Annotated in this window: 19 protein-coding genes; 3 read left to right on the top strand and 16 right to left on the bottom strand. The window is 67.4% G+C overall.

The features are described from left to right. Window positions 1-29 precede the first annotated feature (29 nt). The 5 genes from C556_RS0113320 to C556_RS0113300 form a co-directional block, all read right to left on the bottom strand. Complete coding sequence (locus C556_RS0113320; RefSeq protein WP_018748754.1) at window positions 30-464, bottom strand: DUF4149 domain-containing protein; 435 nt, start codon at window positions 462-464, stop codon at window positions 30-32. A gap of 50 nt (window positions 465-514) precedes the next feature. Continuing rightward, window positions 515-997 carry a transcription elongation factor GreA gene (gene greA, locus C556_RS0113315; RefSeq protein ID WP_018748753.1) on the bottom strand — a complete coding sequence of 161 codons (483 nt, stop codon included), beginning with the start codon at window positions 995-997 and terminating at the stop codon, window positions 515-517. A gap of 168 nt (window positions 998-1,165) precedes the next feature. Next, a complete protein-coding gene (gene carB / locus C556_RS0113310; protein WP_018748752.1) occupies window positions 1,166-4,387 on the bottom strand; it encodes a carbamoyl-phosphate synthase large subunit in 3,222 nt (1,073 codons plus the stop codon). Window positions 4,388-4,575: 188 nt separating this feature from the next. Continuing rightward, on the bottom strand, window positions 4,576-5,706 hold the full coding sequence (carA, locus tag C556_RS0113305) for a glutamine-hydrolyzing carbamoyl-phosphate synthase small subunit (RefSeq protein WP_018748751.1): 1,131 nt from the start codon (window positions 5,704-5,706) through the stop codon (window positions 4,576-4,578). 171 nt (window positions 5,707-5,877) lie between these two features. Continuing rightward, entirely contained in the window at window positions 5,878-6,360 is a 483-nt protein-coding gene (locus tag C556_RS0113300; RefSeq protein ID WP_018748750.1) for a glutathione peroxidase, read from the bottom strand. Between the two features lie 248 nt (window positions 6,361-6,608). On the opposite strand from C556_RS0113300, the gene C556_RS0113295 reads away from it, so the two are divergent. Then, on the top strand, window positions 6,609-7,052 hold the full coding sequence (locus C556_RS0113295; RefSeq protein ID WP_018748749.1) for a DUF1841 family protein: 444 nt from the start codon (window positions 6,609-6,611) through the stop codon (window positions 7,050-7,052). A gap of 151 nt (window positions 7,053-7,203) precedes the next feature. On the opposite strand, the gene C556_RS20400 is transcribed toward C556_RS0113295, so the two are convergent. The 3 genes from C556_RS20400 to cyaY are packed head-to-tail and all read right to left on the bottom strand — an operon-like array spanning window position 7,204 to window position 9,440. Then, a complete protein-coding gene (locus C556_RS20400; protein ID WP_083930593.1) occupies window positions 7,204-8,670 on the bottom strand; it encodes a beta-barrel assembly-enhancing protease in 1,467 nt (488 codons plus the stop codon). 45 nt (window positions 8,671-8,715) lie between these two features. Further along, window positions 8,716-9,129 carry a YqaA family protein gene (locus tag C556_RS0113285; RefSeq protein WP_018748747.1) on the bottom strand — a complete coding sequence of 138 codons (414 nt, stop codon included), beginning with the start codon at window positions 9,127-9,129 and terminating at the stop codon, window positions 8,716-8,718. Further along, entirely contained in the window at window positions 9,129-9,440 is a 312-nt protein-coding gene (gene cyaY, locus C556_RS0113280) for an iron donor protein CyaY (RefSeq protein WP_018748746.1), read from the bottom strand. Before cyaY ends, C556_RS0113285 begins: the two co-directional genes overlap by 1 nt. Window positions 9,441-9,497: 57 nt before the next feature. On the opposite strand from cyaY, the gene lptM reads away from it, so the two are divergent. Then, the gene (gene lptM, locus C556_RS20395) at window positions 9,498-9,731 is read left to right on the top strand and encodes an LPS translocon maturation chaperone LptM (protein ID WP_157236174.1); all 234 of its coding nucleotides are present in this window, start codon (window positions 9,498-9,500) and stop codon (window positions 9,729-9,731) included. Between the two features lie 31 nt (window positions 9,732-9,762). Here the strand turns inward: lptM and C556_RS0113270 are convergent, their stop codons facing one another. Then, on the bottom strand, window positions 9,763-10,287 hold the full coding sequence (locus tag C556_RS0113270; RefSeq protein ID WP_157236173.1) for a thermonuclease family protein: 525 nt from the start codon (window positions 10,285-10,287) through the stop codon (window positions 9,763-9,765). Further along, window positions 10,284-11,117: a squalene synthase HpnC gene (gene hpnC, locus C556_RS0113265; protein ID WP_040431168.1), complete on the bottom strand. Its 834-nt coding sequence runs from the start codon at window positions 11,115-11,117 to the stop codon at window positions 10,284-10,286. Before hpnC ends, C556_RS0113270 begins: the two co-directional genes overlap by 4 nt. Window positions 11,118-11,219: 102 nt before the next feature. Between hpnC and C556_RS0113260 the strand changes: the two genes are divergently transcribed. Next, window positions 11,220-11,516 carry a ComEA family DNA-binding protein gene (locus C556_RS0113260; protein WP_018748742.1) on the top strand — a complete coding sequence of 99 codons (297 nt, stop codon included), beginning with the start codon at window positions 11,220-11,222 and terminating at the stop codon, window positions 11,514-11,516. Window positions 11,517-11,581: 65 nt separating this feature from the next. On the opposite strand, the gene C556_RS0113255 is transcribed toward C556_RS0113260, so the two are convergent. The 6 genes from C556_RS0113255 to C556_RS0113230 all read right to left on the bottom strand — a co-directional run bounded on the left by C556_RS0113255 (window position 11,582) and on the right by C556_RS0113230 (window position 19,664). Next, on the bottom strand, window positions 11,582-12,196 hold the full coding sequence (locus tag C556_RS0113255) for a response regulator transcription factor (protein WP_018748741.1): 615 nt from the start codon (window positions 12,194-12,196) through the stop codon (window positions 11,582-11,584). Then, a complete protein-coding gene (locus C556_RS0113250) occupies window positions 12,193-14,451 on the bottom strand; it encodes a PAS domain-containing sensor histidine kinase (RefSeq protein WP_018748740.1) in 2,259 nt (752 codons plus the stop codon). Before C556_RS0113250 ends, C556_RS0113255 begins: the two co-directional genes overlap by 4 nt. Window positions 14,452-14,717: 266 nt before the next feature. After that, complete coding sequence (locus C556_RS0113245; RefSeq protein WP_018748739.1) at window positions 14,718-15,398, bottom strand: Bax inhibitor-1/YccA family protein; 681 nt, start codon at window positions 15,396-15,398, stop codon at window positions 14,718-14,720. A gap of 72 nt (window positions 15,399-15,470) precedes the next feature. Next, window positions 15,471-16,550: an enoyl-CoA hydratase/isomerase family protein gene (locus tag C556_RS20390; protein ID WP_018748738.1), complete on the bottom strand. Its 1,080-nt coding sequence runs from the start codon at window positions 16,548-16,550 to the stop codon at window positions 15,471-15,473. 316 nt (window positions 16,551-16,866) lie between these two features. Further along, window positions 16,867-18,303 (bottom strand): metalloprotease TldD, encoded by a 1,437-nt coding sequence (gene tldD, locus C556_RS0113235; RefSeq protein ID WP_018748737.1) that lies wholly within the window; start codon window positions 18,301-18,303, stop codon window positions 16,867-16,869. Between the two features lie 551 nt (window positions 18,304-18,854). After that, window positions 18,855-19,664 (bottom strand): carbon-nitrogen hydrolase family protein, encoded by an 810-nt coding sequence (locus C556_RS0113230; RefSeq protein ID WP_018748736.1) that lies wholly within the window; start codon window positions 19,662-19,664, stop codon window positions 18,855-18,857. Window positions 19,665-19,714: the final 50 nt, after the last annotated feature.

Raw genomic sequence — 19,714 nt, 5'->3', positions numbered from 1 at the left:
GCAACGAACACCCGAGCCCGGCTTGCCGCTCAGCGCGCGTCGCGCCAGACGTAGATCACCCCGAACACCGACTGCACCAGATAGATCAGCGCCGAGATGGTGTGCCATTGCTCCAGGCCGCCGCCGAACATGCCGGTGGCCGCCTGCGAGATGCCGGGCTTGATGCCGGCGATGATCGGGAACACCGCGAACTGGTTGATCAGAGTGCAGGCGAGCATGCCGATCACCAGCCACAGCTTCGCCTCCTGGAAGGCACGCAGCCCTTCGGCCCACAGCCAGTACACGAACAGGTAAATGCCGGCCACGATGCCGACCCAGCCGATGGCGCGGAACAGCTGCCCCGCCACCTGCCCCGCCACGCGGTTGTCCAGCGACTTGAACAGGATGGGGGCGACCATCACGCCGATCACCCACAATCCGCCGATCCAGAGCACCGTGAAGATGGATTTGAAGCCGTTGGCCATGTCAATCGCCACGCAAGGTCAGTCGGGTTGGAACGGGGCCGTTGCCGGCCTCACAGATAACGCACGTCCAGCACTTCGTATTCGCGGATGCCGCCCGGCGCCACCACTTCGGCGATGTCGCCGGCGTACTTGCCGATCAGCGCGCGCGCGATGGGGCTGGAGACCGAGATCTTGCCATCCTTCAGGTCGGCTTCGTCGTCGCCGACGATCTGGTAGGTGACCTTGGCGGCGGCGTCCAGGTCTTCCAGGTCGATGGTGGCGCCAAACACCACGCGGCCTTCGGCGGTGTTCGCCAGATCGCGCGGGTCGATCACCTGGGCGTTGGAGAGCTTGCCCTCCAGCTCGGCGATACGGCCTTCGACGAAGGCCTGCTTTTCCTTGGCGGCATCGTATTCCGCGTTCTCGGACAGGTCGCCGTGCGAGCGCGCTTCGGCGATCGCCGCGATCACCGCCGGCCGGTCCACGCTCTTCAGGCGTTGCAGCTCGGCTTTCAGCTTTTCCGCGCCGAGCACGGTCAACGGAATCTTGATCATCGTTCACTCCCTCGGGCCGCCACCCGGCGCCCCGCAAAATCAAAGGGCCAAGACTGCGCTTGGCCGACTGTTCCCCGCTCCGCCCTCCGCTTTGGCGGGACCGGCTGCGGTCAGGAAAAAGGACAGCCGCCGTCTACGAAGGGACGGCGGCTGCACCGGGTTACGGTATCAGGCTTCGAGCAGGCGGTGCAAGCCTTGCAGGTCGTAGACCCGCATCTCGCCCAGGTCGCGCAGACCCACGCATGCCGCCTTGGCGCCGGCGATGGTGGTGTACAGCGGCAACTTGGCCTTCAGCGCCTCGTGACGGATCGAGTAGCTGTCCTGGATCGCCTGGCGGCGCTCGTCCACCGTGTTCACGATCATGGCGATCTCGCCGTTGACGATCATGTCGACGATGTGCGGCCGGCCCTCGGTCACCTTGTTCACCGGGGTGACGGCGATGCCTTCGGCGGCGATGGCGCCCGCGGTGCCGCGGGTGGCGATCACCTTGAAGCCCAGGCCGGTCAGGATGCGCGCGCACTCGACGGCCCCGGCCTTGTCGCTCTCGCGCACCGAGATGAACACGTTGCCGCTGGCGGGCAGCACCACGCCGGCGGCGAGCTGGCTCTTGACGAAGGCTTCGGCGAAGGTGTCGCCCACGCCCATCACCTCACCGGTGGACTTCATCTCCGGGCCGAGGATGGTGTCGACGCCTGGGAACTTGACGAAGGGGAACACCGCTTCCTTCACCGAGAAGAACGGCGGGATCACCTCGGCGGTGACCTGCTGGCTGGCCAGGCTCTGGCCGGCCATGCAGCGCGCGGCGATCTTGGCCAGCGACATGCCGGTGGCCTTGGACACATACGGCACGGTGCGCGAGGCGCGCGGGTTCACTTCCAGCACGTAGACCACGGCGTTCTCGCCCTGGCCCTGGATGGCGAACTGCACGTTCATCAGGCCGACCACGTTCAGCGCGCGGGCCATCGCCACGGTCTGGCGGCGCAGCTCGTCCTGCAATTCCTTGGACAGCGAGTACGGCGGCAGCGAGCAGGCGGAGTCGCCCGAGTGCACGCCAGCCTGTTCGATGTGCTCCATGATGCCGCCGATGATGACCTGCTGGCCGTCGGACAGCGCATCCACGTCCACTTCGATGGCGTCGTTGAGGAAGCGATCCAGCAGCACCGGGCTGTCGTTGGATACCTTCACCGCCTCGCGCATGTAGCGGGTGAGGTCTTCCTCGCTATGCACAATCTGCATCGCGCGGCCGCCCAGCACGTAGGACGGGCGCACCACCAGCGGGTAGCCGATGCGCGCGGCCAGCGCCAGCGCGTCCTTCTCGTTGCGCGCAGTGGCGTTGGGCGGCTGGCGCAGGCCCAGGTCCTGCAGCAGCTTCTGGAAGCGCTCGCGGTCCTCGGCGGCGTCGATCATGTCCGGGCTGGTGCCGATGATGGGCACGCCGTTGGCCTCCAGCGCACGCGCCAGCTTCAGCGGGGTCTGGCCGCCGTACTGCACGATCACGCCGAACGGCTTCTCGACCTCGACGATCTCCAGCACGTCTTCCAGCGTCAGCGGCTCGAAGTACAGGCGGTCGGAGGTGTCGTAATCGGTGGAGACGGTTTCCGGGTTGCAGTTGACCATGATGGTCTCGTACCCGTCCTCGCGCAGCGCCAGCGCGGCGTGCACGCAGCAGTAGTCGAACTCGATGCCCTGGCCGATGCGGTTCGGACCGCCGCCCAGCACCATCACCTTCTTGGCGTTGGTCGGCTGCGATTCGCACTCTTCCTCGTAGGTCGAGTACATGTAGGCGGTGTTGGTGGCGAACTCGGCGGCGCAGGTATCGACGCGCTTGTACACCGGGCGCACGCCGACGGCGTGGCGCGCCTTGCGCACCGCGTTCTGGTCGCAGCCCAGCAACGCGCCCAGGCGACGGTCGGAGAAGCCCTTGCGCTTCAGCTTCCACAGTTCGTCGCGGCTCAGGCTGTCCACGGTGCGACCGCGCAGACCGTTCTCGATCAGCACGATGTCCTCGATCTGCGCCAGGAACCACGGGTCGATCTTGGACAGGCGATGCACGTCGTCCAGCGTCAGGCCGATGCGGAACGCGTCGGCCACGTACCACAGGCGGTTCGGGCCGGGCGCGGCCAGTTCCGATTCGATGGCCTGGCGGTCGGTGGTGATCTCGTCGAAGCCGGACATGCCGGTTTCCAGCCCGCGCAGCGCCTTTTGCAGCGACTCCTGCTGGGTGCGGCCGATCGCCATCACTTCGCCCACCGACTTCATCTGGGTGGTGAGACGGTCGTTGGCCTGGGGGAATTTCTCGAAGGCGAAACGCGGCACCTTGGTGACCACGTAGTCGATCGACGGCTCGAACGATGCCGGGGTCTTGCCGCCGGTGATCTCGTTCTTCAGCTCATCCAGCGTGTAGCCGACCGCCAGCTTGGCGGCGACCTTGGCGATCGGGAAGCCGGTGGCCTTGGAGGCCAGCGCCGACGAGCGCGACACGCGCGGGTTCATCTCGATCACGATCATGCGACCGTCGGCCGGATTGACCGAGAACTGCACGTTGGAGCCGCCGGTATCGACGCCGATCTCGCGCAGCACCGCCAGGCTGGCGTTGCGCATGATCTGGTATTCCTTGTCGGTCAGCGTCTGGGCGGGGGCCACGGTGATCGAGTCGCCGGTGTGCACGCCCATCGGGTCCAGGTTCTCGATCGAGCAGACGATGATGCAGTTGTCGGCGCGGTCGCGCACGACTTCCATCTCGTATTCCTTCCAGCCCAGCAGCGATTCCTCGATCAGCAGTTCCTTGGTCGGCGACAGATCCAGGCCGCGGGTACAGATTTCGAGGAACTCCTGGATGTTGTAGGCGATGCCGCCACCCGAGCCGCCCATGGTGAACGACGGGCGGATGATGACCGGGAAGCCGATATTGGCCTGCGCCGCCAGCGCTTCTTCCAGGGTGTGGGCGATGGCCGAGCGGGCCGAGCCCAGGCCGATCTTGTCCATCGCCGCCTTGAACTTCTGGCGGTCCTCGGCCTTGTCGATGGCCTCGGGCGTGGCGCCGATCAGCTCGACCTTGTACTTGTCGAGCACGCCGTTGCGCCACAGGTCCAGCGCGCAGTTCAGCGCGGTCTGGCCGCCCATGGTCGGCAGGATCGCATCAGGGCGTTCCTTGTCGATGATCTTCTCGACCACCTGCCAGGTGATAGGCTCGATGTAGGTCACATCGGCCATGTTGGGGTCGGTCATGATGGTGGCCGGGTTGCTGTTCACCAGCACCACCTTGTAGCCCTCTTCGCGCAGCGCCTTGCAGGCCTGGGCGCCGGAGTAGTCGAACTCGCACGCCTGGCCGATGACGATGGGGCCGGCGCCGATGATGAGGATGGTCTTGATGTCTGTACGCTTGGGCATTTGTGTGAGGTGTGAGGTGTGAGGCGTGAGGCGTACCCCGCGCAGCTTCAACCTGACACCACCCTCCTTGTATCGCTATCGAATGCAAGACCCCGTTCACGGTCAAACCCGAAACGGCGTCACATAGGTATTTCCGAGCCGAGTGCGTGGACCGAGGGGTTCCCCCCTCACACCTCACGCCTCACTCCTTACTCGTTGGTCGCGCCCATCATGGCGATGAACTTGTCGAACAGGTACGCCACGTCGTGCGGGCCGGGGCTGGCTTCCGGGTGGCCCTGGAAGCTGAACGCCGGCGCGTCGGTCAGGGCGATACCCTGGACGGTGCCGTCGAACAGCGAGCGATGGGTCACGCGCACGTTGCCGGGCAGGCTGGTCTCGTCCACCTGGAAGCCGTGGTTCTGCGACGTGATCATCACGTGGCGCGTATCCAGGTCCTGCACCGGGTGGTTGGCGCCGTGGTGGCCGAACTTCATCTTGCTGGTGACGCCGCCGCTGGCCAGGCCCAGGATCTGGTGGCCCAGGCAGATGCCGAACACCGGCAGGCGCCTGGCGATGAACTCGCGGGTGGCGGCGATGGCGTAGTCGCACGGCTCGGGGTCGCCCGGACCGTTGCTGAGGAACACGCCGTCCGGGTTCAGCGCCAGCACCTCGGCGGCCGGGGTCTGCGCCGGCACCACCGTCAGCTTGCAGCCGCGCTCGGCCAGCATGCGCAGGATGTTGTGCTTCACGCCGAAGTCGTAGGCCACCACGTGGAAACGCGGGTTGCTCTGCACCGTGTAGCCCACGCCCAGCTTCCACTCGGCGGTGTTCCAGTCGTACTGCTTGTCGCTGGCCACCACCTTGGCCAGATCCTGGCCGGCCATCGAACCGAACGACCTGGCCTTCTCCACCGCCGCGGCGGCGTCGATATGGGCGCCGCTGACGATACAGCCCGGCTGGGCACCCTTTTCGCGCAGGATGCGGGTGAGCTTGCGGGTATCGATATCGGCGATGGCGACGACGTTGTTGGCCTTGAGGTAGTCGCCCAGGCTCATCGACGAGCGGAAGTTGGAATGCAGCAGCGGCAGATCGCGGATGATCAGGCCGGCGGCGAACACGGTGCGGCTTTCCGCGTCCTCGTGATTGACGCCGTAATTGCCGATATGCGGATAGGTCAGCGTGACAATCTGGCGGTTGTACGACGGGTCGGTCAGGATTTCCTGGTAACCGGTGATCGCGGTGTTGAACACCACTTCGCCGATGGTCTCGCCATCGGCGCCGATCGAAGTTCCGTGGAAGAGAGTGCCGTCGGCTAGCGCGAGCAGGGCGGGTTGGGACACTGGCGGCTCCTGGGCGTTGCGCCCAAACAATGCGAATTTCCGGGGGTACACGTACAAAAACGGGATAGGTCGGCCCCATCCCGTTTGCGGTGCAAAATTGCCGGGATGTTACTTTAAAACGCCTTTTCTTTCAACGCCCGGCCACCCCGGCGGCCCCGACCCGCGCCGGCTTCAGCCCAGCAGTTTTTCGATGTCGCCGCGCAGTTCCTCCGGCTTGGTGGTCGGCGCGTAGCGTTCCACCACGTGTCCTTCCCGATCCACCAGGAACTTGGTGAAGTTCCACTTGATGCCCTCGGTGCCCAGCACGCCCGGCTCGGATTTCTTCAGGAACTGGTACAGCGGATGGGCGTCGTCGCCGTTGACGTCGATCTTGGCGAACACCGGGAACGTCACCTCGTAGTGCGTGGCGCAGAACGACTTGATCTCCTCGGCGCTGCCCGGCTCCTGCCCACCGAACTGGTTGCACGGGAAGGCCAGCACCTTCAGCCCGCGCGCCGCGTAGCTGCGGTACAGCGTCTCCAGTCCTTCGTATTGCGGCGTGAAGCCGCACTGGCTGGCGACATTGACGATCAGCAGCACCTGGCCGCGATAGCTGGACAGCGCCACCTCGTTGCCGTCGATGTCGCGTGCCTGGAAGTCGTAAACCGTGGTCATGCTCTGCTCCTTTCTGAGAGCCTGTTCAAAATCTTTTCACGACAGCGTTCGGGGCAGTGCCGGTGTGCGGCAAGGCGCAGAACGCGCTGCGGTATGAATACTGTGAGCGGCGTGCAACGCAGCAGCGCGCCGGCAATGTCCCGAACCCTTGGGGCCGGGCCGCCGCTCTTCGTGTCCTGCGCCTGCCTGGCGGATTATGGACACGAATCTGGGCGATAATCCGCCGATCATCGCCTTGCAAGTGATCCATGCTGTTCAATCCCACCCGCGACGAAGCCCGTCGCTTCTTCATCGAATCCTGGCAAAAGCACCAGGCCGCCGCCCCGCTGACCGACCTGGAGCGGATGACGGTGGGCGTGCTGTTGCGCCACCCCGAATACCACCCCTTCCTCAGCCTGGACTACCTGGACCGCGACTGGCCGCCGGAATTCGGCGAGACCAATCCGTTCCTGCACGTATCGATGCACCTGGCCATCGAGGAACAGCTGTCGATCGACCAGCCGCCCGGCGTACGTGCGCTGCATCGCGCACTGTGCGAGAAACTGGGCGACGAGCACGCCGCGCTGCACGCGATGACCGAAGGGCTGGCGGAAATGATCTGGCAGGCCCAGCGCCGGGGCGTGCCCCCCGACCCCGACCATTACCTGGACGTGCTGCGCCAGTTGGTCGGCGCGCCGACCTCGGACAACTAAGAGCGGCGGACAAAACCCTCCTGGCTGCGTCGCGCTTACTTGCCGTACGCCTTGTACTGTCTGCGTTTCGCGCTTCGTGCCAGGACCGCTACGCTGGGTTTTGTCAGCCGCGCCAAGGCGAAGGCCGGACGCGGGCCGAAGGACGATCGCCCTAGCCGCCGCGCGACTTGCCGGGCTTGCGCGACGCCTCGTCGTCCTGCTGCAACTCCCGCAGCCGCGCCTCGATCCGCGACAGCAGGTAGAAGTCGTCGCCCGGCTGGCGCTGCGCCAGTTGCAGCTGCTCGATCGCCGCGGTGTATTCCAGCAGGCGCACGTAATACTCGGCCTGGGCGAAATGCTGCCGCTGGCCGTTGCCCAATCCTTCGTAGATCCGCGCTTCGCGCTGGTACAGCTCGGCATCCGACGGATACAGCTCCTGCGCGTCGTGGGTCAGCTTCAGCGCCGGCTCCAGCTGTCGAGCCGCGACGCGCGCGTCGATCTCGCCATACAGCAACGCGCGGCTGCCGGGGAAGCGCAGCGCCGCCTGCTTCAGTTGCGTGGCAGCGTCGGCCGGCTTGCCCTGGGCGATCAGCAACTGCCCTTGCAGGTATTCCAGCGCCGCATGCGGGCGACCATACGCGGCGCGCGCCGCGTCCAGGCTCTTCTGCGCCCCCGCGAAATCGCGCCCGCGCAACTGGGCGAACGCATAACCGTACAGGTGCGCCGCGCGGTTGGAAAAACGCCCTTCGGCCAGGGTCTTGGCATAGAAATCCAGCACGGTGCGCGGGTCGCCCTGCAACACCCGCGCCTTCTCGCGCATGAACAGGAACTCCTGCGAATCGGCCACCTGGCGGTACGGCATCTCCTTGAGCCGCGCCTGGGCATCGGCGATCCGCTTGTAGGTCACCGGGTGGGTGCGCAGGAATTCCGGCGCGTTGTTGTCGATCAGGCTGTTGTACTTCTGCAGCCGCTCGAAGAAGGTGGGCATGGCACCGGGGTCGAAGCCGGCGCGGGTCAGCGTCTGCATGCCGATGCGGTCGGCCTCCTGCTCGAAGCTGTAGGTGAAATCGAGCTGGCGCTGGATCGCCAGTGCCGGCCCCGCGGCGGCCGCGGCCGCCGCGGCATCGCCCTGGCCGGCGTGCGCCGCCAGGATCGCCAGCCCCAGCGCGGCCAGCGTCATCCACGGCGTGATGCGCTGGCTTTCGATCAGCCGCGCGATGTGGTGCTGGGTGACGTGGGCGATTTCGTGCGCCAGCACGCTGGCCAGCTCGGATTCGTGCTGCGCCATCACGATCAGGCCGCTGTGGACCGCGACCACCCCGCCGGGCACGGCGAAGGCGTTGACCGTCGGGTCGCGGATCGGCAGGAAGGTGAACGAGGTCCGCGCGTCGTCGGTGGCGTCGACCAGGCGGTTGCCCAGCTGGTTCACATAGGCGGTCAGCTCGGGGTCGTCCAGCAGCAGGCCGCTGCGCCGCAGTTGATTCATCACCGACGCGCCGATCTGCCGCTCCTCGCTGGGCGAGAGCCCCTCGCGCGACGTGTCGCCCAGGTCGGGCAGCGGGCTGTCGTAGGCGTGCACCGGCAGGATGGCCTGCCAGCACAGCACGGCGATCAGGCAACAGCGCCGAAGCAAAGACATCGAGGATTCCCCTGTAAACGCCGCTCTTTTGCGCTTGCCGCGCGGCTAGTCCCACAACCCACGCACCGAGACGGCCAATGCAAGATAGCGCACGAACTTGCCCAGGATCAGCCACGGCAGCACGCGGCGCCACGGCCAGCGTAGCCAGCCGGCGGCCAGGCATAGCGCATCGCCCAGCAGCGGCACCCACGACAGGGCCAACGCCAGTTCGCCGTGCCGCGCCAGCCACTCGGCCCGCCTGGGCACCGAGCCCGCCGGCAGCCGGGTGCCCAGCCACACGGTGACGATGCCGCCCAGGCTGTTGCCCGCGGTGGCCAGCGCCAGGGGCAGCCAGAACGCCTGGGGATGCGCGAAAAGATAGGCAACCAGCGCCGCTTCCGAGTTCCCGGGCAGCAGCGTGGCGGAAAGGAAGGCGGACGCGAACAGGCCGACGACCCAGGCGTCCAGCAGCCACGCCATCAGAACGAGAAGTCCTCGCCGGCATGCAACCGCACCGCCGCGGCCAGATCGGCGAAGAACTCGCCTTCGGCGCGGGTGCTGCGCCAGGTGTCGCCGTCATGGCGGTAATGGAAGCCGCCGTTCTTCGCCGCGATCCACAGTTCCTGGTTGGCGGCGTGGCGGTTGACGATGATCTTGCTGCCGTCGTCGAACTCCAGTTCGAGCACGTTGCCCGCCAGCAATGGATCGACGTCGATGCCGGCGGCGTCCAGGGCGGCTTCGATGCGGGCGAACACGGCGTCGGTCAGAGCGAGGAATTCGGATTCGGTCATGGGATGAGGGCAACGGAGGGCGTGATAACATCGCGATTTTGCCACCAAAGCATGGCGATGCGCGCACTTCTCCCCCTGCTGTTCGTCCTGGGTTTTGCCGGTTGCGGCTTCAAGGGCCCCCTCTATCTGCCGCCGCAGGACGCCAAGGCCGTCAAGCCCAAGCCCGCCGCGCCCTCCCCGGCCGCGATCGAAGGCGCCACCTCGGCCCCCGCCGTCGGCGAGCTGCCGCCGGTGCCCGGCGCCCCAACCGCTTCCGCGCCGGCCGTGACAACGGCCAGTTTCGTCGAATAACCCACGACGACCGGCTGAGGCCGCGCCGGGTTCAGCCCTTGTTGCGCCGGTTGTGCCGGTAATCCCACGGCGCCTGCGGGCGCTGGCCCTGCCACAACCCCATGTGTTCGGCGCGCGCGGCGGTCTCCGCATCCTGGTATTGCGCGAACTCGGCGTCGCTCTGCGTACGGGTGTACTGGCGGTAATGCCAGGCGAACCCCTCGCGCAGCATCATCAGGTTGATGTCCTGGCCATCCTGCCAGATCCGCGCCACGGCCCGCTGGTAGCGGTCCACCTCGATCACCTCGGCGCGCACCGCGCGGCCGTAGACCAGCGCCGACAGGCGCAGCTTGGCCGCCGATCCATAGGCCTGCGCTTTCTCCGGCGCGTCGACGTAGGCCAGCCTTACCTTGTGCTCGTGCAGGCTGTCGTCCAGCAACGTCAACGTATCGCCGTCGGCCACGCCGACCACCCGCCCGGACAGCGTCTCGCCCCCGGTCGCCGCGCCGCGCGGCAGTTCCAGTTCCAGGCAGCCGGCCAGCAGCAGCGCGGCCAGCGCCCACAACAGCCGCCTCATCGCTTGCGCAACGCGCGCCACAGCAGCCGTGGCCAGTCGCCGCGCGTCAGCACCGGGCGCTGCCGGAACATGTCGTAGCCCACCTGCTGCAATTTGGTCAGGATGGCGTCGCCGCCCAGCACCGTCAGCCGCAGTTCCAGGCCGATCCGCCCCGGCAGCGCCAGCGCCAGCGGCGCGCCGGCCTGGAGCATGCGCCGGGTGCGGTCCACCTGGAACGCCATCAGGCGCTTCCAGTTGGCATCGACCCGGCCCGCGGCGATCTGCGCCTCGGTCACCCGGAAGCGCGCCATGTCCTCCAGCGGCAGGTAGACCCGGTCCTTGCGCCAGTCGACGGCCACGTCCTGCCAGAAATTGATCAGTTGCAGCGCGGAGCAGATGCCGTCCGACATCGCCAGCAGGCGCTCGTCGGTGCGGCCGAAGCAATGCAGCAGGATGCGCCCGACCGGGTTGGCGGAACGCCGGCAGTACTGGATCACTTCGCCGAAATCGGCGTAGCGGGTCTTGACCACGTCCTGCTCGAACGCGGACAGCAGGTCGTGGCACAACGACACCGGAATGCCGAACTCGCGCACCGCCTGCGCCAGTGCCTGGTAGCGCGCGGTCTGCGGCGTTTCGGCGCGCTCGATGCGCGCCAGCTCTTCATGGCACCCGGCCAGCGCCGCGAGGCGCTGCGCCGGCGCGGCGTCGCCCTCGTCGGCGAGGTCGTCCGCGTGGCGCGCGAAGTGATAGACCGCCGCCACCGGCTTGCGATAGCGGCGCGGCATCAGCAACGACGCCACCGGGAAGTTCTCGTAGTGGGATACCGACGCCTGGGCGCTCAATCCGCTCATGATCTGAATTCAGCCTGACAAATAATTCTGGAATTTCTGAAAAGCACCGCCTAGTTTCAATACGTGCATTTTTCAGCACACAACCAGAACGGGAGTATCGAGATGATGCAAAAGTGCGTGAGCCTGCTGGCCGGGCTGCTGTTGTCCGCCGCGGCCTGGGCGGCGGTGGATATTAACACCGCCACCGCCCAGCAATTGGAAACCCTGCCCGGAATCGGCGCGGCCAAGGCCAAGGCGATCGTGGATTACCGCAGCAAGAACGGTCCGTTCAAGAGCACGGAGGACCTGACCCGGGTGCCGGGCATCAAGGAAGGCACCTATGCGCGGCTGAAGGGCGAGGTGAGCGTCGGCAAGTCGGCCATCAAGCCGGCGCCGGCCAAGCCTGCCGCCAAGAAGTAGATCGCGCCGCGCCGACGCGGTGGGGGCCGTGTCGGCGCGGTTGCAGGCAGGACGATCGCCGGCGCTCAGCCGGCGATTTCGTTGAGCGGCACGTCCTTCAGCAACGCGGCCAGCTCCACCGCGGAACGCACCCGCAGTTTGGTGTAGATGCGGGCGCGGTGCACTTCCACCGTCTTGATGCTGATGTCGAGCACGTCGGCGATCTGCTTGTTGAGGCGCCCGGCCAGCAGTTCGCGCAGCACTTCGCGCTCGCGCGGCGTCAGCTCCGACAGGCGCGCGTTCAGCGACTGCCGCACCTCCCAGTTGCCGCGATGCGCGGCGTCCTGTTGCAGCGCCGCGTCCACCTTGGCCACCAGTTGCCGGTGGTCGAACGGCTTTTCCAGGAAGTCGGTTGCGCCCTCCTTCACCGCCGCCACCGCCATCGGCACGTCGCCGTGGCCGGTCAGGAAGATCACCGGCGGCACATAGGGCTGGCTCTTCAGGCGGTCGAACAGCTCCAGCCCGCTGGCGCCGGTCATGCGCACGTCGACGATCAGGCAGCCGTAGTCGGCCACGCCGGCGCGGGCCAGGAAATCCTCCGCGCTGTCGAACGTGGCGCTGTGCCAGTCGCGGGTTTCGAACAGCAGCGTCAGCGCGTCGCGCACCGCCACGTCGTCGTCGATGATGGCAATCGGTTTCATGCTTGCGGAAGATCCTCGGTGATCAGTGCGCCGGCCAACGGCAGGCGGCAGATGAATCGGGTGCCGCCGCCCGGATTGGGCTCGACACGCAGATGGCCGCGATGCTGTTCCAGCACCGAGCGGCAGATATTGAGCCCCACACCCAGGCCTTCGGGTTTGGTGCTGAAGAACGGCTGGAACGGCCCGTCGGGCTGCGGCATGCCGGGGCCGCGATCGGCGATGGCGATCTCAAGGCCGTCGCCCGCCACCTGGGCCGACACGCGGATTTCGCGCGGCGCGCTCTCGGCCATGCCGGACATCGCCTCCAGCCCGTTCTTCAACAGGTTGAACAGCACCTGTTCCAGCATCACCGGGTCGCCGGGAAACACCGGCAGCGACGGCGGCAGTTCCACCCGGATGCGGGCGCGCGTCTGGCGGGTGAGCGGTTCGAGCAGTTGCAGCGGCACCGCCAGCAGTTCCTCCAGCCGGCACGGTTCGGCGCGCGGCGCGCGCTTGGCGACGAAGTTGCGGATGCCGCGGATGATCTGCCCGGCGCGGTGCGCCTGCTCGCCCATCTTGACCATCACTTCGCGGGCGCGCTGCACCCGCGGCGGGTGCAGGCCGAGCATCTCGTCGCCGGCGGCGGCGTAGCTGCCGATGGCGGCCAGCGGCTGGTTCAGTTCGTGCGCCAGACTGGACGCCAGTTCGCCCATGCTGACCAGCCGCGCGGTGTGTTGCAGTTTTTCGCTCTGCATACGCGTGACCTCGGCGGCCACCCGCTGCTCGGTGATGTCCGAAACGATGTCGAGCCAGACGCGGCGCCCGTCCACCCAGTCGATGCTGCGCCGCTGCATGTGGTACCAGCGGCCGCTGGCCGGGTCGTTGCAGTCGGCGGCCAGCGAGCCGGCCGGCAGCAACGGCACCAGGCAGCAGTCGGCCTCGGGGTTGAGCATGAAGGTGTCGGCGTGGTGGCGGTTGCGGTAGAGCAGGCGGCCGGTCTCGGCATCGGTCACCGATACCGCGGCCTCCAGCCCTTCCAGCACGGTCAGCAACTGGGTGCGCGACGCCGCCAGCGCCTCGCGCTCGCGCTTGATCTCGGTGACGTCGTACATCGACGCCATCCAGCCGCGATACTCGCCGCGTCCGTCCACCAGCCGCGACGAATACAACCGCACGTCGAAGCGATCGCCGTTGCGCCGCATGAAGCGCAGCGGGAAGCCGTTGGGAGGAGTCTGGCCGTCGAGGATGGCGCGGTGCGCGGCGGCGCACTCTTCCAGCGCCTCGGGCGGCCAGTACGGCATCGGCGGCACGTGGCCGAGCAGTTCCTCGGCGCGCCAGCCGACCATGCGACAAAACGCGGGGTTCACGTAGATGATGCGGCCTTCCAGGTCCATCGCCCGCAGGCCGGTCATCAGCGAATCCTCCATCGCCGAGCGGAAGCGCATCTCGTCCTGCAACGCCGCCTCGGCGCGATGGCGCTCGCCCATGCGCTGACGCAGCAGCAGCAGCACCCACCACAGCACCGCCAGCAGCACGATCACCGCGCCCAGCAGCCAAAGCTGCCGGCCGGCGCGCGGCGCCTCGCGCACGCTGGCCACCAGCTTCAGCTCGTGGCCCGGCGGCTCGAAGCCGATGGACTGGGTGATCCCGGTGGGCACCGCCTCCACCCGGCTGGGCGCCATCACCGCGCCGCGACCGTCGATCAGCACCAGGTCGTAGCGCTGCACGATCCACCAGGGAATGCGCTGTTGCAGCAGTTGCGGCAGCGAATAGGTCGCCAGCACCGAGCCGGAATAGACCGAGCCGGTGAAGTACGGCACCACCAGCGCCACCATCGGCTCGTTGCGCAGGATCACGTTGGAATACACCGCGTGGCCCAGCGTGGCCGCGCCATCGATGGCCTCGACCAGCTGATCGTTGTCCAGCGGGATCAGGCTGTTGGGGCGGTCGCTGTAGATCGGCAGCCCGCCCTCGCGCGCGCCCTTGGCGTCGACGAACTCCAGCGACTGCATCTCCGGGTTCATCTTCATCAGCGCATCGGCGCGGGCGACGAAATCGCCCGGCTTGATGGCCCGCGCCGCCAGGCCGTAGGCCAGATTCTCCAGCACGTTCTGGTTGGTCTGCAGGTGCAGGCGGATGCCCTGCTGCTGCCACAGCAGATCCTGCGCCAGCGCCGCCTGCTGGGTAATGTGGGTCTGGCGGTGATCGATCCAGGCGTAGCCGACCAGCATCAGCAGCACCAGGCCGATGGCGCCGTGCGCCAGTAGCCACGGCATGCGGCCGTGTGGGGGAACGTAGAAGGAGGGAACGCGCATGCGCGAAGAATAGCCGCTGGCGACAGCCAGGTGTTATGCAGAGTATCCCTGCCCCCGGCGCACCAACGACAACGCCGCCCGAAGGCGGCGTTGCATGGGGGAAAAACCGAACCTGGAGAGCTGCCAACAAACCCAGCGAAGCGGTCCTGGCAAGCCGCGCGAACGCAGACAGTACAAGACGTACGGCAAGCGAGCGCGGCGCAGCCAGGAGGGTTTGTCGGCTGCTCTCAGTTGCGGCTGTTGCCCGAGAAGATCGACAGGATGTTCAGCAGGCTGACGAACAGGTTGTACAGATCCAGGTACAGCGACAGCGTGGCGGTCACGTAGTTGGTCTCGCCACCGTTCACGATGCTGCTCACGTCATACAGGATGTAGGCCGAGAACAGCAGCACGCAGACGGCGGAGATCGTCAGCGACAGCGCCGGGATCTGCAGGAACAGATTGGCCACCACGGCCAGCAACACCACCACCAGACCGATGAACAGGAATTTCCCCATGAAGGAGAAATCCTTCTTGGTCACGGTGGCGATGGTGGCCAGCGTGAAGAAGATGGCGGCGGTGCCGATGGCGGCCATGCCGATCAGCTCGGCGCCGTTGGCGAAGGTGAGCACGCGTTGCAGCATCTGCGACAGCCACAGGCCCATGAAGCCGGTCCAGGCCAGCAGCAGCAGCACGCCGACGGGGCTGTTCTTGGTGCGACCGATGGCGTAGAAGGCCCCGAAGCTCACGCCGAGGAACAGCAGCAGACCGAATCCCAGGCTGACCTGGAACTGGATGGCGATGCCGAGCATGGCGCCGATGGCGGTCGGGATCATCGACAGCGACAACAGATAGTAGGTGTTGCGCAGTACCCGGTTGCGCTCGACGGCGAGCGAAGCGCCGCCGTATCGGGCGGTGTTCAGTTCCATGTGCAGGTTCTCCGTAGGGATGATCGGGGCGTATCGCCCGCCCGGATAAGATGGTCGGCGGCGGCCAAAGTTTCAAGCCGTGCGACTGTCGCGCGACAGCCAGGCTGCGATCTCGTCGGGCAGATTGCCGGAAAACTCGCGTGCACGCCAGTGCGGCGCGTCGTGGCGGTCGATCAGCCTGGCGCGGATGCCTTCGCGGAACTCGCCGCTGCGCAGCACGTGCCACGCCACCTGGGTCTCCAGCGCGAACACCTCGTGGAACGGCAACTGGCGCGCGCGTTGTTCCAGCGCCCAGATCAGCCAGGCCGAGGTGGGCGAACCGGCCAGGAAGCGCGCCACCGCGTCGGCCAGCGCCGGATCGTCGGCGGCGCCCGAGAGCGCCGTCGCCACCTCGCCCAGCGTGTCGCCACCGCACAGCGCGTCGAGGCGCGCCGCCAGCGGCGCCCAGCGCGGCGCCGGCAACGCGCAGGGCCGCGCCGCCGCCCAGGCCAGCAATGCCGCGCGCAGCATGACGGCGTCCGCCTGCGGCGAGCCGGACCACGGCAAGGCGGCCAGCCACGGCATCAGGTCGTCGCGCGCCGCGTCGGGCAGCGCCAGGTGCGCCGCGCCCGACCACAACGCGTCGGCGGCGTTCAGTTCGCTGGCGGTCAGCGCCAGCCAGCGCCCCAGGCGGCCCGGCAACTGGTGCAGCCAGCGGCTGGCGCCCACGTCGGGAAACAGGCCGATGGCGATCTCCGGCATCGCCAGCCGCGTCGACTCGGTGACCACGCGGTGGTGCGCGCCGGCAAACAATCCCCAGCCACCGCCCATGACGATGCCGTGCCCCCAGGCCACGACCGGCTTGGGATAGAAATGCAGGTCGCGGCACAGCGCGTATTCCTCGGCGAAAAAAGCGTCGCCGTCGGCCAGCGTCTCGACCGACCCCATCGCCTCGTACAGCGCCTTGAGATCGCCCCCGGCGCACAACCCGCGCTCGCCCTCGCCGACCACCAGCACCGCCACCACGTCGTCGCGCTCGCGCCAACCGGCCAGCGCGGCGTCGAGCACGTGCACCATCGCCAGCGTCTGGGCATTGAGGCGGGAGGGGGAATCGAGGCGCAACACCCCGAGCTGGCGGCCGTTGGCAGTGGGCAGCAGTTCGCAATGGACCATGGGGACATCCGTGAAAACGACCACGGCAGCCTAACGGCTGCCGCGCGGGGGATAAATGGGGGATGTCACGGAGGGAGCGCTGCGCGCAGTAAAACCACTGCAAACCCCACGTCTTGAAACACAGAGAACACAGAGAACACAGAGCTTCACAGAGAAAACCGAGGTAAAGCAGGGCGGCTTATGAACGCGTTTTCCAAGCGAGGCGCGATTCTCCTTGGATAAGCAGCCTTCCATTCCAGCCTGGGCTTTCTCCGTGTAACTCTGTGCTCTCTGTGTTCTCCGTGGTTCAAGATTTAGGGTTTGCGGTACCGCGCACCTAGCCCGTGCCGCCCACGGTCAACCCGCCGTCGATGCGCAGCGTGGGCTGGCCGACGCCGACCGGGACGCTCTGGCCGTCCTTGCCGCAGGTGCCCACGCCCGGATCGAGGGCGAGGTCGTTGCCGATCATCGACACCCGCGTCAGCACGTCGGGGCCGTTGCCGATCAGGGTGGCGCCCTTCACCGGGTATTGCAGCTTGCCGTCCTCCACCCACCACGCCTCGGCGGCGGAGAACACGAACTTGCCGCTGGTGATGTCCACCTGGCCGCCGCCGAAGTTGACGGCGTACAGGCCCTTTTTCACCGAAGCCAGGATCTCGGCCGGATCGCGTTCGCCGCCCAGCATGATGGTATTGGTCATGCGCGGCATCGGCAGGTGGGCATACGATTCGCGCCGGCCGTTGCCGGTGACCGGCATCTTCATCAGCCGCGCGTTCAGGTTGTCCTGGATATAACCACGCAGGATGCCGTCCTCGATCAGCACGGTGCGCTGGGTGGGGTTGCCTTCGTCGTCGATGTTGAGCGAGCCACGGCGGTCGGGGATGGTGCCGTCGTCGATCACGGTCACGCCCGGCGCGGCGACGCGCTCGCCGATGCGGCCGGAGAACGCCGAGCTGCCCTTGCGGTTGAAGTCGCCCTCCAGGCCATGACCGATGGCCTCGTGCAGCAGGATGCCGGGCCAGCCGGACCCCAGCACCACGGTCATCTCGCCGGCCGGCGCCTGCCGCGCGCCCAGGTTCAGCAGGGCCTGGTCCACCGCCTTCTTGGCGTAGTCGTGCACCAGTTCCTCGCTGAAATAGCGGTAGTCGAAGCGACCGCCGCCGCCGGCGCTACCCTGCTCGCGCCGGCCCTGTTCCTCGACGATCACCTGCACCGACAGCCGCACCAGCGGGCGCACGTCGGCGGCGCGGTGGCCGTCCTGGCGCGCGACGAAGATCACTTCGTATTCGGACGCCAGGCTGGCCATCACCTGCACCACGCGCCGATCCAGCCCGCGCGCGATGGTCTCGACCCGGCCCAGCAGCGCCACCTTGCCGGCTTCGTCCAGGCTGGCGAGCGGGTCGAGCGGCCGGTACAACTGGTGGCCGTTCACCTCGCGGCGCAGCACCGCCGTGCCCTCGCCACCCTGGCGACCGATGGCGCGGGTGGCGCGCGCGGCCTCCAGCAAGGGGTTGAGCCGGATGTCGTCGGAATAGGCGAAAGCGGTCTTCTCGCCCGAGACCGCGCGCACGCCGACGCCCTGGTCGATGGAGAAGCTGCCGGATTTCACGATGCCTTCGTCCAGGCTCCACGCCTCGGAGCGGCTGTACTGGAAGTACAGGTCGGCGTCGTCGAGGTCGTGGCGGGCCAGCTCGCCGAACACGCGCTCCAGCGCGGATTCGGTGAGGTCGTATGGAGCAAGCAGGGTCTGGTCGGCAATCGCGAGTGGGTTCATGCGTGGCGCTGTCGGGATGGTTGAAGTCGGGATTGATTCACACTGCCAGTTGAGATGGGGCTTTGGCAAGCTGTTGGGGATACTGGCATGCCTGGATGGTGGAATAAGGGGCTTACTGCCCCCGGCAAAGCCGGGTGCGCACCGTTCGGGGTATGCCAGCACAACAGCTTTGCTTGATCCACCCCTCCTCCCCCCGCCCTCGCCGCCGCGAGGGGGCCTCGCTGCGCTCGATGTGCTGGGTTGCGCGGGCTGGGTGGCGCGGGCTGGGTGGCGCGGGCTGGGTGGCGCGGGCTGGGTGCTGGCTGGGTTGCGCGGGCTGGGTGCTGGCTGGGCCGTTAGCTTGCCAGAGCGCCCCTGGGAAACACTGAAACCAGTTTTCGCAACGAAGATCGGTGGAAAACAAGCCAGGAAAAGGGAAACGCGCCGTGAAATTCCTCACCGCTTTCCCTCTCCAGTTTTCTTTGTTTTCTCTGTTTTTCTCCGGTTTTCTCTGTGGAACTCCGTGCTCTCCGTGTTCTCTGTGTTTCAAGATTTGGGGTTTCAGTTCATGTTCAGCTCAATGCCAGTCGCCGGTGCCGCAGTGCGGGGAGGATGCGTCGGACTCGGTCGAGCTGGCTGGCCTTGAGTTCGGCCTGGGCCACGCCTTCGCCGGTGGGCAGGCATTCGAGCACCTGGCCCCAGGGGTCGGCGATCAGGCTGTGGCCGAAGGTTTCGCGGCCGGTGGGATGCAGGCCGCCCTGGGCGGCGGCGACCACGAAGCACTGGTTCTCGATGGCGCGGGCGCGCAGCAGCACTTCCCAGTGGGCGCGGCCGGTGGTGGCGGTGAACGCGGCCGGCAGCGCCCAGACGTCGACCTCGGCGTGGCGGAACAGCTCGGGGAAGCGCAGGTCGTAGCACACCGCCAGCCCGACGCGGCCGAACGGGGTGTCGAAGGCGACGGTGTCGGCGCCCGGCTCGATGGTGTCGGCCTCGGCGTAGCGTTCCTCGCCGTTGTCGAAGCCGAACAGGTGGATCTTGTCGTAGCGCGCCACGCAGTGGCCGTCCGGGTCGTAGACCAGGCAGGTGTTGCGCACCCGATCGCGCCCGGTGCCGGCCAGCGGCACGGTGCCGCCCACCAGCCACACGCCGTGCTGCGATGCCTGGGTCGCGAGGAAATCCTGGAGCGGGCCGGCGCCGAACGGCTCCTGCACCGCCAGCTTGTCGGTATCGCGCGCACCCATGATGGCGAAGTATTCGGGCAGCACCAGCAGCCGGGCACCGCCGGCGGCGGCCTGGCCGATCAGGCGGGATGCGGTCTTGAGGTTAGTGGCCACGTCCGGGGTGGACACCATCTGGATGGCGGCGGCGGCGAAGGTCTGCATGATGTTCTCCCTTGCTGGGCGAGCGGTCCACGGGCCTGGGCGGGCGTCGC

Source organism: Chitiniphilus shinanonensis DSM 23277, assembly GCF_000374805.1.
Classification (GTDB): domain Bacteria; phylum Pseudomonadota; class Gammaproteobacteria; order Burkholderiales; family Chitinibacteraceae; genus Chitiniphilus; species Chitiniphilus shinanonensis.
This window is presented reverse-complemented; position numbering and strand designations above follow the sequence as displayed.

Coding starts and splice junctions, on each gene's coding strand:
- C556_RS20390 (WP_018748738.1), bottom strand. CDS start 16,550: ATGGTCCATTGCGAACTGCTGCCCACTGCCAACGGCCGCCAGCTCGGG.
- cyaY (WP_018748746.1), bottom strand. CDS start 9,440: ATGACCGAATCCGAATTCCTCGCTCTGACCGACGCCGTGTTCGCCCGC.
- C556_RS20400 (WP_083930593.1), bottom strand. CDS start 8,670: ATGTCTTTGCTTCGGCGCTGTTGCCTGATCGCCGTGCTGTGCTGGCAG.
- lptM (WP_157236174.1), top strand. CDS start 9,498: ATGCGCGCACTTCTCCCCCTGCTGTTCGTCCTGGGTTTTGCCGGTTGC.
- tldD (WP_018748737.1), bottom strand. CDS start 18,303: ATGAACCCACTCGCGATTGCCGACCAGACCCTGCTTGCTCCATACGAC.
- greA (WP_018748753.1), bottom strand. CDS start 997: ATGATCAAGATTCCGTTGACCGTGCTCGGCGCGGAAAAGCTGAAAGCC.
- carB (WP_018748752.1), bottom strand. CDS start 4,387: ATGCCCAAGCGTACAGACATCAAGACCATCCTCATCATCGGCGCCGGC.
- C556_RS0113250 (WP_018748740.1), bottom strand. CDS start 14,451: ATGCCGTGGCTACTGGCGCACGGCGCCATCGGCCTGGTGCTGCTGATG.
- C556_RS0113255 (WP_018748741.1), bottom strand. CDS start 12,196: ATGAAACCGATTGCCATCATCGACGACGACGTGGCGGTGCGCGACGCG.
- C556_RS0113260 (WP_018748742.1), top strand. CDS start 11,220: ATGATGCAAAAGTGCGTGAGCCTGCTGGCCGGGCTGCTGTTGTCCGCC.
- C556_RS0113230 (WP_018748736.1), bottom strand. CDS start 19,664: ATGCAGACCTTCGCCGCCGCCGCCATCCAGATGGTGTCCACCCCGGAC.
- C556_RS0113295 (WP_018748749.1), top strand. CDS start 6,609: ATGCTGTTCAATCCCACCCGCGACGAAGCCCGTCGCTTCTTCATCGAA.
- C556_RS0113285 (WP_018748747.1), bottom strand. CDS start 9,129: ATGGCGTGGCTGCTGGACGCCTGGGTCGTCGGCCTGTTCGCGTCCGCC.
- C556_RS0113245 (WP_018748739.1), bottom strand. CDS start 15,398: ATGGAACTGAACACCGCCCGATACGGCGGCGCTTCGCTCGCCGTCGAG.
- C556_RS0113270 (WP_157236173.1), bottom strand. CDS start 10,287: ATGAGGCGGCTGTTGTGGGCGCTGGCCGCGCTGCTGCTGGCCGGCTGC.
- C556_RS0113300 (WP_018748750.1), bottom strand. CDS start 6,360: ATGACCACGGTTTACGACTTCCAGGCACGCGACATCGACGGCAACGAG.
- hpnC (WP_040431168.1), bottom strand. CDS start 11,117: ATGAGCGGATTGAGCGCCCAGGCGTCGGTATCCCACTACGAGAACTTC.
- C556_RS0113320 (WP_018748754.1), bottom strand. CDS start 464: ATGGCCAACGGCTTCAAATCCATCTTCACGGTGCTCTGGATCGGCGGA.